The sequence below is a fragment of the Paenibacillus sp. FSL L8-0502 genome (assembly GCF_038593055.1).
GTDB classification, from domain to species: domain Bacteria; phylum Bacillota; class Bacilli; order Paenibacillales; family Paenibacillaceae; genus Paenibacillus; species Paenibacillus polymyxa_D.
In genome coordinates, this window is sequence record NZ_CP151958.1 from 3,240,513 (window position 1) to 3,253,786 (window position 13,274).

9 protein-coding genes are annotated in these 13,274 nt (G+C 48.4%); all 9 read right to left on the reverse strand.

Translation table 11 applies throughout. From position 1 onward, the window contains the following. Positions 1-157: 157 nt before the first annotated feature. A complete protein-coding gene (locus NSQ57_RS13820; RefSeq protein ID WP_322252543.1) occupies positions 158-2,818 on the reverse strand; it encodes a PBP1A family penicillin-binding protein in 2,661 nt (886 codons plus the stop codon). A 190-nt stretch (positions 2,819-3,008) separates the two neighbouring features. Beyond that, the gene (hfq, locus tag NSQ57_RS13825) at positions 3,009-3,254 is read right to left on the reverse strand and encodes an RNA chaperone Hfq (protein ID WP_029518117.1); all 246 of its coding nucleotides are present in this window, start codon (positions 3,252-3,254) and stop codon (positions 3,009-3,011) included. Between the two features lie 20 nt (positions 3,255-3,274). Continuing rightward, positions 3,275-4,255, reverse strand: coding sequence for a tRNA (adenosine(37)-N6)-dimethylallyltransferase MiaA (gene miaA / locus NSQ57_RS13830; protein ID WP_069010611.1), 981 nt, complete (start codon positions 4,253-4,255; stop codon positions 3,275-3,277). Next, positions 4,239-5,087, reverse strand: coding sequence for a class I SAM-dependent methyltransferase (locus NSQ57_RS13835; protein WP_342424945.1), 849 nt, complete (start codon positions 5,085-5,087; stop codon positions 4,239-4,241). Before NSQ57_RS13835 ends, miaA begins: the two co-directional genes overlap by 17 nt. 12 nt (positions 5,088-5,099) lie before the next feature. After that, positions 5,100-7,274: a DNA mismatch repair endonuclease MutL gene (gene mutL / locus NSQ57_RS13840; RefSeq protein WP_342424946.1), complete on the reverse strand. Its 2,175-nt coding sequence runs from the start codon at positions 7,272-7,274 to the stop codon at positions 5,100-5,102. A gap of 63 nt (positions 7,275-7,337) precedes the next feature. After that, entirely contained in the window at positions 7,338-10,157 is a 2,820-nt protein-coding gene (gene mutS / locus NSQ57_RS13845) for a DNA mismatch repair protein MutS (protein WP_029518121.1), read from the reverse strand. A 110-nt stretch (positions 10,158-10,267) separates the two neighbouring features. Continuing rightward, a complete protein-coding gene (locus tag NSQ57_RS13850) occupies positions 10,268-11,500 on the reverse strand; it encodes a hypothetical protein (RefSeq protein ID WP_340932399.1) in 1,233 nt (410 codons plus the stop codon). A 133-nt stretch (positions 11,501-11,633) separates the two neighbouring features. Continuing rightward, the gene (locus tag NSQ57_RS13855; protein ID WP_013310588.1) at positions 11,634-12,191 is read right to left on the reverse strand and encodes an outer spore coat protein CotE; all 558 of its coding nucleotides are present in this window, start codon (positions 12,189-12,191) and stop codon (positions 11,634-11,636) included. 126 nt (positions 12,192-12,317) lie between these two features. Continuing rightward, positions 12,318-13,214 (reverse strand): LysR family transcriptional regulator, encoded by an 897-nt coding sequence (locus tag NSQ57_RS13860; protein ID WP_029518123.1) that lies wholly within the window; start codon positions 13,212-13,214, stop codon positions 12,318-12,320. Positions 13,215-13,274 lie beyond the last annotated feature (60 nt).

Sequence of the window (13,274 nt, forward strand, 5' to 3'; positions counted from 1 at the left end):
TTCCTCTCCAACATTGGTAAAACCAGCTTACCATATTTAAACTGTACACTCAAAAATAACCCCTGTATTACAGCAAAAAAGGTATTTTCAGACTGTAAAAACAGTCCGAAAATACCTTTGATTTGAAGCCAATATCATCTTACATAAAACATATTTGCTAATCCCGGTTGTGACGTCCACGATTGGAGTTTGAATGACCGTTGGATTTGCCTTCCTGACTTCCATCCATAATAGCACCTGTGGTAGATGCATCTGTATTTTCTGGATTGGTCATAGTATTTTCATCAGTTATACCTGAATCCGGCGTAGTCGTCTGACCATTCCCCGTATTTGTATCGTTTCCGTTCCCAAAATTGTCGTTACTGTTGCCTGTGCCTCCAGTACCATTTCCATTGTTACCTCCAGGAGACGTTGGAACTTGGTCAGAACCAGTACCGTTATCAGTACCTCCAGGAGTCGTATTCCCCTGGTCTGTGCCGTCCTGACCATCTATATTCTCGCCATTATCCGGTACAGTTCCATCCTGATTAGGATCATTTCCTAGCTGCGGATCTATCGGAGTAGTCTCTGTCGGAATTTCTACACTAATCGTATTCGAAGCTGCGGATTCTTTACCATCCGCTCCATAAGCTACGACATAGTATTGATACGTTTTTCCAGCTACAGGAGACGTATCTTCGCCACTCGTGCCTCTCATCGCCTCCATAATCGTCCTGAAGCTTCCTTCGGAAGACTCTTTACGATAAACACGGTATTGTACATTGTCTCCCTCTGCCGCATTCCAAGACAACGATACAATTTGGGTGTCCTGACTATAAGACCCGCTCAGCCCGCTTGGAGCGGTAGCCTGAACCGGCTCTTCTGGCTTCTGCTCTACTGGTGGTTCATATCCCTTCGGCTCGCTGAATTGCGTAACCGGATGCCCCTTGAGAGCTTCACCCATGACCCTTCCGAAAAAGGCTGCCGACTGCCCACTATAGTTTCTGAGCATATGTTTACTGTCCGGCTTATCATAACCCATCCATACTGCTCCGGTATATTCCGGTGTATAACCGACAAACCAGATGTCCCGGTTACCACTGTTACCGCTAATTCCACTTTGGGTCGTACCCGTTTTACCAGCTACAGGCCAGTCAATACGTGCTTTGCGACCTGTACCGCTATTGACTACATTTTGCATCATTTGTGTCATTTCATAAGCCGTTTTTTCACTCATTACAGATTTAGTTTCCTCTTCATGAGTATAAACAACTTGATCATCACTATTGTTAATTTGCTTAATAGAATAAGCTTTTTGGAATTGTCCTTTATTAGCAAAAGCGCTGTACGCCTGCGCCATTTCAAGGGTATTCGTTCCTTTGCTTAATCCACCCAATGCGATAGCAAGTGAGTGATCGTTTTTGTCCATCGGAATGCCTACGCTCTCGGCAAATTGAACCCCTTTTTCCACACCGATTTGGTTCAGCAACCATACAGGTGGAATATTTTCAGACTTCGTAATCGCGTCGAGCATGCTGATGGTCGACGAGTAACCATGCAAGTTTTTCGGACTGTATCCGTTAAAGCTCTGGCGTTCGTTACTCAAAGGAGTATCCATCGTAAATTTACCGGATTCGAGAGCTGGCGCATAGGCTACAATCGGCTTGAAGGCCGATCCTGGCTGTCTGCGGCTCTGTGTCGCACGATTGAAGGTTCCCTTTTTGTAATCCCGTCCGGGTGCCATCGCGGCAATTCCACCTGTCTGGTTGTTAATAATGACCATCGAAGCTTGAACTGGCTGATCGTCAGGACTTTTTTCGAACATGTCATCATCTGCCATCGCCTGATCCAGCGCATTTTGAGCCTGGGCATCCATTGTGGTATGAATTTTGTAACCGCCAATAATCAGATCATTGCCGCTAACTCCTGGCAGTGCATCCTCTGCCTCATCCATGACGTATTCCATAAAATTTTGATACTTTTGAACTTTTTCTGGTTGTTTGTAATTGTAATTTACAGCCTTGGCCTCTTCCATCTCTTGCTTTCCAATCATCCCCTGCTCAAACATCAGCTGGAGAACCACCGCACGTCGTGCCTTCGAGTTCTCCGGGTTACTGATCGGATTATACTTGGAAGGCCCTTTCGGAATAGCTGCCAATGTAGCAATTTGCCACAATTTTAATTCTTTTAAGTTGGTTTGCCCAAAATAACCTTCCGACGCTGCCTTAATTCCAGAATAGGAGCGTCCAAACCAAATCCGATTTAAGTAGAGAGTAATAATTTCATCTTTAGTCAACCTCCGCTCCAGCGCCATTGCGATGGATACCTCTGTCGCTTTACGGAAAAAGGTTTTGTCACGTGTCAAAAACAAGTTTTTGGCCAGCTGCTGAGTTAGCGTACTGCCGCCCTCCACTGCCGAACGGGCCACGATATCCTTAACGGCTGCCCGACCGATAGACCAAATATCAACTCCTTGATGCTCCATAAAACGCTTATCCTCGGTTGCAATAAAAGCTTTTTTGAGCAAGTCTGGTATTTCTTCACTTTTGACAGGATCACTTTTTTGCACAGACAACTCACCCATGAGCACACCGTTGCGGTCATAAACCTTTGATGTCTCATTCACTGTAATTTTGTCCTTGTTCGCATCGTAAATTTTTTCGCCATTTACCATGACAAATAAATAGCCACCAAGTGCGCAAAATATAGCTACCGCCGCGGTAATAAACAGCGTCCATCCAATTCGCTTACCTGTAATTTTCTTTTTCTTGCCCTTCGGCTTCTCTTTAGATGTGTTTCTATTGCGATTGCCGGATCTGGACAATGAATCGTTTGGCATTCCCCTGACTCCCTTTCGCGAATAATCATATGGTACCTAACATAAGCTTAAAGCTTGCTGTCGGCAGCTTGAAAGTAAACGGAATGAAAAGAACAACCCTGATCAGGTTGCTCCCGGTCACATTCCTATACAGTTAGACGAGACGGACGCCTGAAAAGTTTCATGAACCCGGACGACCGTCAAGCCGTGATCAGTTATCGCTAGCGCTATCCTGTTGCTGTACAAGCGATACATTGCGTTGCGGTGTAAAGGTGGAGATGGCATGCTTGTAAATCAGCTGCTGCTTTCCATCCGAGTCGATCACAATCGTAAAATTGTCAAATGCTTTAATCGTCCCTCGCACCTGAAATCCATTGATGAGGTATACCGTTACAGGTATAGAATCCTTGCGCAATTGATTCAGAAACGTATCTTGGATATTAATGGACTTGTTCATTTTAGCCGTACCCCCAATAATCATTTGGATTGTTTTGAAGTATATTCAAGGTCTGTCCGGAACTTTCCTGCTATAATTTCGTGTATTTGGGCTGCATGAGCAGAAAAATTTCCGAAATCAGTGACATCTACCCACTGGATATCCTTCATATGGCGAAACCACGAGAGCTGTCGCTTCGCAAAATGACGCGTATCCCGTTTTAGCCAAGTCACCGCCTCTTCCAAAGACACCTCTCCCCGCAGGTAGGAGGATATCTCTTTATAGCCTAGACCTTGCATGGAGATGGCATCGCTTCGCACTCCCCGTTCCATTAAGGAGGTTACCTCAGCAACAAGCCCTTGATCGAGCATCCCGTCAATTCGGTCTTCAATACGTTTATATAGCATTTGCCTATCCATTGTCAAACCTACGATGCAGAGTTGGTAGGGAGATTCCTTTTTTTGACTGGCAAGTTGAGAGCTAAGTGTCGTTCCGCTAACATGGTAAATTTCCAGTGCCCGAACGACACGACGACGATCATTAGGATGCAAACGAAGTGCACTTTCGGGATCAACCGCCTGTAGTCGCGCATGAAGCGCGTCAGCTCCAAACTGTTCGGCATAGTCCAGCTGCTCCTGACGAAAAGCTTCGTCAGCCCCTACCTCGGAAAACTGGTATTCATAGCAGACTGATTCTACATATAAACCTGTTCCGCCTACGATAAACGGTAGCTTTCCTCTAGATTGAATATCAGGTATGAGACGACGACAGTCCTCCTGAAATTGGGCTACTGAATATGGGTATTCAGGCTCATGAATATCAATTAAATGGTGCTTGATTCCTTCCATTTCCTGTTCGGAAATTTTGGCAGTTCCAACGTCCATATGACGGTATACCTGCATGGAATCCCCGGAAATAATTTCCGCGTCAAATTGTCGAGCCATCTCAATGCTTAGTTTCGTCTTGCCAACCGCAGTCGGGCCAACAAGAACGAGTAGTTTAGGCTTAGGTGCCACTGTCAATATCGATCACTCCGTACACTGTTTTCGTTGTGCCCCGCTGCTCTACACGGAAGCCGAGGCGGGCAAATTCCCCGCTACCCCGTTTTTCTTTTAATACAATTGTTTTTCGTGCAATCCGTTTCGCATGAACAATACTTTCCTCACTCAACGCGTCTGGATTTGCCAACCCTCTCAATGGACCAATTGCGCTGGAATCGAGCAACGGATCACGAAACATAGGGTCAAAATAAATAATATCTATACTGCGATCCGGCAAACTACGCAAATAGTCCAAATGATGACCAAAACGAACGTCAATGTTGGAAAAGGCTTTATCTACTTCAGCGTTGCCGGAACGGTAATGCCTCATTCCATCCTTGATTAAAGCGTAGACGGGGAAAGAACTCTCCACAGCCGTGACTTGTCCAGAGCTTCCCGTTCCAATTGAAAATAGAAGAGAATCCGTACCAAGTCCTGCAGTGCAATCCAGCACGGTATCACCCGGGACGATCCGGGCAGCCGTCAACATCGGGTCAGGTTCACCCTTTAATACCCGTTTGGCGCGAATGAAGCCCATACTGGGGTGAAAAGCCATCGGTGGTTGTTCTGGGCTAATCAGCCTTACTCCGCCCTGCACCAGAACCAACGCTTGACGGGCTCTGTGAGCCGCAATTAGCTTAGCTACCGATATGCCACGACGAGGGGCATACAGCGCCCCTAACTCGGCTGCAAGCAACTTCGCTCGCTCCACAACCTCAGCCGAGGGGGAATCCCCTGTCGTGACGAGTAATTCGACTTGCTTTTCCCGTAGGCTCGACTGCTCTTCTTCACGGTTTTCCCGGTCCTCAAACATATATATACTCCCTTACATTACTCTTTTAAACAGCTTCTCTAAATCATATGTGGAAAAGGAAACCACAATAGGTCGCCCATGAGGGCAAGTATAAGGTTGTTTGCACGCTGCCAAACGCTCTAGCAGCACAATAGCCTGCCGATCAGTCAGCTTCTGGTTTGCTTTAATCGAAGCCCGGCAGGAGCACATGATTGAGGCTGCTTCCCGCAGCTTAGCAAGATCAATGGCTCTTTCCTCCAGCACCCATCCGGCCATTTCCTCAATGACATCCGCTTCTTCCCCTTGGGGAAGCCAGTACGGGTAAGAGCTGACACGGAAGGTTTGACCGCCAAAATGCTCCAGATACACCCCCGCCTGTTCAAACCAGTGCAGCCTTGTTTTCAACTTTTCCGTTTCGGAAGGCGTAAAATCCAGTGTAATTGGCAGTAGCAGCTCCTGCGATACTGACTCAGGATTGCCGAATTTTTCATAATAAAATTCATAATTGACTCGTTCATGTGCGGCATGTTGATCAATTAAATACAAGCCCTGGTCGTTCTGCGCAATCAGATATGTCCCATGGTGCTGACCGATTAAATTCAGTTCAGGAAAAGTGGGCAGCTCTGGAACTTCTCCCGACACCGCTGCCAATTGCTCCGCATCCAGACGTTGCTGGCGCGGCTTCTGATCCGCGAAATGACGGGAATCCGTAGCTTGTCCTGCAATCGGCGGCACAGAAGATGGGTAAGCAGCAGAAGCAGCCGTTTCCTTTATCCCTCCACTGTATAAAGAAGATGTGCCTATTGCAGCATTATCTCCTTCGGACGACTGTACGGTCGCCCCATCAGGGAGCGGCACTTCCCCTTTAACTTCACTCCCGTTGTTTTCTTCCACAAAATCTGCATCCAGTTCATCATCATTAATACTTTTACCTGAAAGATTGTTTGCCCGTCCAATGGCTGAGAGACTATCCCTGCTCGGACGTTGCTCACGCTCCTGGCTACCCCTGTTATTCTCTTCGTTCCTGTTCAAGTAATTGGATTGGCGCGATTCCTGGCTCTCCGGCGAAGTCACGGAAGGTGGCAGTGCTCCCCCCCGGTCTTTGCCGGAAGGAGCATCCCCTTCCGCACCATTTCCCTTCGAGAAGTGAAACTGCTCCTGCACAAACGAGCCACTGTCCTTGCCACCGATCTCGCGCTTGACTGCCTTCGGAATCAGCACTTGCTGCCCTAAGACAGCTTTTACCGAATCTTCAACCAGCTGAAACAGTTCAGCTTCTTTACTAAACCTTACCTCCAGCTTGGCAGGATGAACGTTAACATCCACCAAAGAAGGATGCATTTCCAGTTGGATCACAGCCAGCGGAAAACGATTGATCGGCAATAAGGTATGATATGCCTTGAGCAACGCCTGATTAAGCCCGTAGCTACGCACAAAACGTCCGTTCACTACTGTCGAGATCGCATTGCGATTTGATCTCGTCCACTCTGGGCGACTGACATAGCCACTAATTCGGTAATCCAGGCTCTCTCCTTCTAGCAGCAGCATGGATTTCGCCGCAGAAGTTCCGTAAATAGCGGCAATCACCTGCAGCAAATCACCATTGCCCAGCGTTTGCAGCAATGTATTGCCATTATGCCGCAATGTGAAGGCCACTTCCGGGTGCGAAAGCGCCATTCGGTACAATACATCCGAAATGTGTCCCAGCTCGGTCTGGATTGTTTTCATATATTTCAGCCTTGCAGGTGTATTATAAAACAGCTCCCGTACGGTAAAATCCGTCCCTTGCCTACTAGCAGCATCCTCGTGAAGCAACAGCTTACCGCCTTCAATCACTAATTTACGGGCACGCCCGTCATCTCCGGCTGCTGTAAGCAACTCTACTTTCGATACTGCCGCAATACTTGGCAACGCCTCTCCCCGAAAGCCGAGACTTGTGATCTGAAACAGGTCGCGACCATGTCCAATTTTACTTGTCGCGTGCCGATAGAATGCCGTTTCCACGTCTTCAGGCTCAATGCCACTTCCATTATCCGTCACCCGGATACTTTGCAAGCCGCCCTCTTCTACCCATACGTCCACCCGCGTACCGCCTGCATCAATCGCATTTTCCACCAGTTCCTTCACGACGGAGGCTGGACGCTCCACGACCTCACCGGCAGCAATCTGGTTCGCAATATGTTCATCCAGTACCCGAATTTTAGACATCCTTTTAACCTCCTCCTGACTTCAAAGTGCGATGAAAAATAAGAATAATGTCACTTATTTTAACTACAGGCCATTGGCCTTATTTTTAAGATCATTTAATAGCTGCATTGCCTGTAAAGGAGTCATATTCATGACATCAGCATTCTTCACCTTGCGCAAAATTTGGCGCACAATTGGATTCGTCTCTACTGTCTCTGCGTGGGGCTTGGAGGTGGCAAGCTCCTGCTCTCCAAAAATGGACAGCTGTACCACTTCGGTTGCTCCTTGCTCCAACCTGCTGGAATCCTCCACAGTCTGTAGAGTATCTTCTTTTACCAGGGTCGCCTGCTGTGATAAAGACTGAGCTGATGATGCAGTTTCTCCGCTTTCTCGCAATGTCTGGCCTGAATTATATTTGGTCAAAGAAGAAATATCCTCTGTCCCTGAAACTGTACGAAGATCAGTCCCTTCCTTCCCTCCTACTACTATCTCGGTACCTGCCGTTACTTGAGCCGCTGCCTGTTCAAAACCATTCAGCAGTCCATTCGCTCGCTCAATAATGTTATTGGGCAAGCCTGCAAGCCGAGCACAATAAATACCATAGCTACTGCTAGCCGCTCCCGGTATGAGCTTGCGCAGGAAATTCACTTTGTCGCCGCTTTCCTGCACGGCCATAGAGTAATTTCGCAGCGAAGACAGGCCTTGCTCCAAATGCGCCAGCTCATGGAAATGCGTGGATACCAGTGCCTTACAGCCGATCGTGTCATGGACAAATTCGATGACTGCCTGTGCAATTGCCATTCCTTCACTGGTAGACGTACCTCGTCCCAGTTCATCAATAATGATCAAGCTTCGCGGAGTTGCTTTGTCCGTCATTACTTGGATATCTGCCATTTCGACCATAAACGTACTCTGCCCGCCGATAAGATCATCCGCTGCGCCGATCCGTGTGAAAATGCGATCCAGCATCGGCACCTTGGCACGTGCAGCAGGGACAAAACAGCCAATTTGAGCCATAATTGCAATAAGTGCGACCTGACGCATATACGTACTTTTCCCAGCCATGTTCGGCCCGGTGATAAGTAGAATATGCGCATCCGCTTCCTCCAATACCGTGCTGTTGGCGATAAAACCGCCATCTTTCATTACAGCCTCCACCACGGGATGGCGACCCTGCTCCACTACGAAATCATATCCTGTAGTCAGCTCAGGTTTCACGAATCCCCGTTCCGCGCTAACCGATGCCAGCGACTGATACACGTCAATTTCAGCCACTTGCTCTGCCAGCTTTTGCAAACGGGGAATTTCAGCGTTTAGTTTACTGCGAAGCTCGGAGAAAAGCGTATACTCCAGATCAACCATTTTATCCTCGGCTTCCAGAATTAGAGATTCCTTTTCCTTCAACTCCGGTGTAATATACCGTTCCGCATTCGCCAACGTCTGTTTGCGTTCATATCGACCTTCTGGTAATGAAGCCAAATTGGATTTGGTCACCTCGATATAATAACCAAATACTTTGTTATATCCAATTTTAAGTGACCGAATGCCGGTTGCTGCACGTTCCTTGGCCTCTAGCTCAGCGATCCAACGTTTACCGTTCACACTCGCCTCGCGCAGTTCGTCCAGACGCTGATGGTAGCCTTCCTTAATAAGACCTCCATCCCTTACGGAAATCGGCGGTTCATCCGCCACCGCTTCCTCAATCAATGTACACAGGTCTGTACAGCTATCCAGCGTTTGTGCAATCTGTCTCAGCGTCTTCGAAGGAGATTCAGCGCACAATTCGCGTAAAGAAGGAATTCGGACCAGCGACAGCTTGAGAGCGATCAGATCACGTGCATTAGCACTACCAAAGGCAATCCGCCCAACCAGACGCTCCAGATCGTAAATCTCTTTAAGCTGAGCACGTACATCCTCTCGGAAAATAAACTGGTGGTATAGCTTGTCCACCGCCTCCAAGCGTTCCTCAATAAGACTGCCGCTCAACAACGGCTTGTCGATCCAACGACGCAACAGACGCGCTCCCATGGAAGTCTCTGTGCGATCCAACAGCCACAGCAGCGAGCCTTTCTTGGAGCGTTCACGTACTGTCTCCACCAGTTCCAGATTCCTGCGGGTAAATGGATCCAGAATCATAAAATGGTTTGGCTCATATACGGAGATTTGGGTCAATTGGCCTAACGATCTTTTTTGCGTTTCATTCAAATAGGAAATCAAGCGTGATACGCACCGTCTGCGTTCCTCCGTAAGCCTTGCCCACGTGGCTTCGCCAAATTGATCCCGAACCAAATCATCCTTGGATTTGTCCCAGGCCGTATACACAACACGCCGTCCAACGGGGGACATACGGGAAGCCACAAAATCAAGCAGATGACCATCCCCCAACATTTCGGACGGCTCATAAATGTTTATTTCATCTAGTAGCCATTCTTTCGAATCAGGCACAGAGGTCACATACAATTCACCTGTTGACAAGTCGCACGCCGCAAGAGCCAGCATCCCGTCCGTCTCTGTGACACATACCATGTAGTTGTTGGATTTATCACCCAGCACCTTGCCTTCCATTACTGTACCCGGGGTCACAACGCGGACAATATCCCGCCGCACCATCCCCTTCGTAGCTGAGGCTTCCTCCATTTGCTCACAGATGGCCACTTTATAACCTTTCTCAATGAGGCGCTGTATGTAATTTTCCGCTGAATGATAAGGCACGCCGCACATCGGAATTTTTTCCGTGGCGCCACCCTCACGACCCGTAAGTGTAATTTCCAGCTCCTTGGATGCAAGAATTGCATCATCGAAAAACATCTCGTAAAAATCTCCCAGACGGAAAAACAAAAATGCATCTTTAGCCTGCTCTTTTATGGATAAATACTGCTCAATCATCGGTGTATATTTAGACATACCGTTTACTAACCCCCACACTTTGTTCCGTTTAAACTTATAATTATCTCTCATTATATCAAAAATGACAGTCGATAACATGAAACCATTCCTGGTGTCGACACTTGATTTTACGTAAGCTTCCAAAAGGGGCGCAAATCCCGTGATTCATCCCACTGCTTCCCCTTGCGGAGGCTGTCCAGCAATGGCGCTACATAAGCTTCATATTGCGAGTATATTTCCAGTGAAACCATATCTAAAATAAGAGGTTCCATATACTCCTTAAGCACAAATTGATTTCCTTCATAAAAGGCTCTGTGAGCCTCCTCTTCACCCAGCGGCCTACGTTGCAAACGCGGATATTGAGTAGCAATGAGAAACGCCATACCAATCACACCTTTCGCTAGCTGTGGCGAGATAAGAAAACTGGGCAGTGTACGATATTCAAAGCCTCCATACGACTGACGTCGAAAATCACCCAAATTGCCATAATGCGGTCTGCGCCGGGCCGCACGCTTGTCTTCCAGTAGCGCCAAAGGCAGTGCCAAATAGTTATCCAGTGCCCGGAGCAAGGCACCGTTTAGCGCAACCCCGCTGAAATGCAGATGTCCGCCCAGTGGAAAACCCGGTTGCGGCATCCCCCCCGCCTGCCAGATGAGTGTGCGGTCGGTAATGCGCCGGGCTGCGGTTGCAAAAGCTTGACGCAGGTGCTTCAGCAGACGGTCCGGATCTCCACTCGGAGCAGGACGAAGCTCAGCGACTGGATACAGCGTTCGTCCTCGACGCGTAACAGCATCGCAGCCGGCTATGCCGAGACGACCCAAATATCTTGAGGCCGGCACGACCCGTCCCTCTGGCATACGAATCAGCACAAATTCAGGGTCCATTCCGATGAGTAGTCGATCTTTCCCTCGTTGCGCTGAAAGATTCTCACCCTCAACATCCCCTTCGCGCGCAGCAATTTCATATAGCGCGGCCAAACGTCTATCGTTCAACCATGGCTGTGCCGAGACTTCACGCACCTGACAGCTGCGCTCCCCCAGCGGCGTCAGTATCACCTCACCACTGTCCAAACCCAGTGTATACAACGCACGTACAGCTAGCCGCTCCATCCGGACATAGAGCGGTGAATGTTGATCCAGTTCAGACAGATCGTATGCCCGGACTTTGGAAGGGCCTTCGATGGCACGCCTACGAATCTCCAATACTCGCAGTTGATGGATTTGCACCGCGTAGCCTATCGCAAAATCTGCTATACTGCTATCCATCCACTGCACCGCTATGCCTGAACGCTCCAGTCTACGCTTTTTTTCATCATTTGGCATCTGCCTGAAGCGTATGAGCGCCTGTCCTGGCTGCTGCATTATATCCCCCCTACGAACTACGTACGGATTTCAATCCAATTTCAACCCGCAACAACAAAAAAGGAGGGCCTTTGCCCCCTGCGCAGAATCAGCCGGCGCAAGAGTAAAGCGGCCCTCTTTTTGGTTGCTTCTGTCAGAGCTCGTCGTCAATGAGGTCGGGGTCGAGCTCCTCATAGTCCCCCTCTTCCGCTCCAAAATCAAAGTCTTTGTCAAAATCATCGCTACTGCCATTCGGGAATACTTCTACAACAATCTTCGTTTCCGCCACCAGCTCCACCGCAAATTCCCGCTCGACCCGGATCATTACGCTGCCACCTCCAGAAGACACACTGGCCTCGACGCAACTCGGCTCCTGTGTAGCTTCGGCGGATACTTCCACTGTAGACGCCCGGTGCTTCGGATCAAGATACGAGAGCGGCACATTTTCTACGTACGACACCGTTTCCTTGGCAACATCGGTCTGCGAGTTTTTATCGTATGAGTACCAAATATTGATATCATACGTCCCGACGACCTCAATGCCGTCCCCCGCCGCCACAGCTTCATACTGGTGGTTAATAATCCATGCCCCTAAAATGCTCGTCGGATTATTCGGCGGAGTTACGGTATGGGTTACGGTAGAGAATCTGCGACCTTTACCACAGATCGCTTTGGTAATAATCTCTCTACGATTTTTATGACTTAATGCCATTCTTGAACCTCCTCCATACAATCAATCATTCCATACATATGTATGCAGGTTGTGGGCGAATGTTGAGTGAATAGGCGAAAAGGAAAAAATATTATTTGTATAAGCATATGCCGTGATGGCTTGAACTCATGCACGCCAATGTGTTACATGCTGCTCAACGATCTGTAAAAATTCGCTAAGAGCCGGGGATTTCCACTTTTTCGTGTGATAAGCGACCTGAGTAGCCACCTGCTGTTCACTGTCATCCCAGGCTAAACGCGCCATTTTACCTTCTCGCAGCTCATTTTGTACCGTTACTAGCGGGAGCAACGCAATACCCAGCCCAGCCATGACACACTGCTTGATGGCTTCAATACTCCAAAATTCCAGGCTAGGGTCTGAAAAAATACCGTGTTTATTCAGATACTGCTCAAAAAGGATACGGTACGTACATCCTGCCTCTGTATGCAAAATGGTTTCATCCTTCAAGTCGGCAGGCTCTACCTGGGTATAGGTAACCAGCGAATGCTCGAGTGGCGCAACCAAGGCCATCGGCTCGTGAATAAGCGTGGTGACATTCAGTTCTCTATCCTCTGTCTCGGGCTGAAGCAAAAAAGCCAAATCCAGCTCACCGGAACGGATCAAATCGCGTAATTCCCAGCATTCGCCGGGTTTGAGGACAATTTTAACCTTCGGATACCGCTCCCTGTACTCACGGATCAAACTCGGTAGACGAAAAGCGGCCAGAGACTCTGGTGCTCCTATTTTCAGCGTGCCTGCCAATTCCGTTTCTGAACGAAGCGCATCCTTAGCCATAGCATGCATCTTGGAAATTTCCTGCGCATAGGGCAGCAGACGTCGCCCGGCATCCGTCAGCATGATTTTCTTGCCAATGCGATCAAAAAGCGGCGTACCCAACTCAGTCTCCAGCGTTTGAATTTGAGCAGTGATACTCGACTGTGCATAATCCAGTATACGCGCTGCTCGCGTAAAACTGCCTGCCTCAACTACATTTAAAAAGGTAAACAAATGCCGCGATTCCATAATCCGCTCCTTCAATCGTTTTTTTCGATGCAAGCAATCGTTATATTCCGTTTTTCCGAT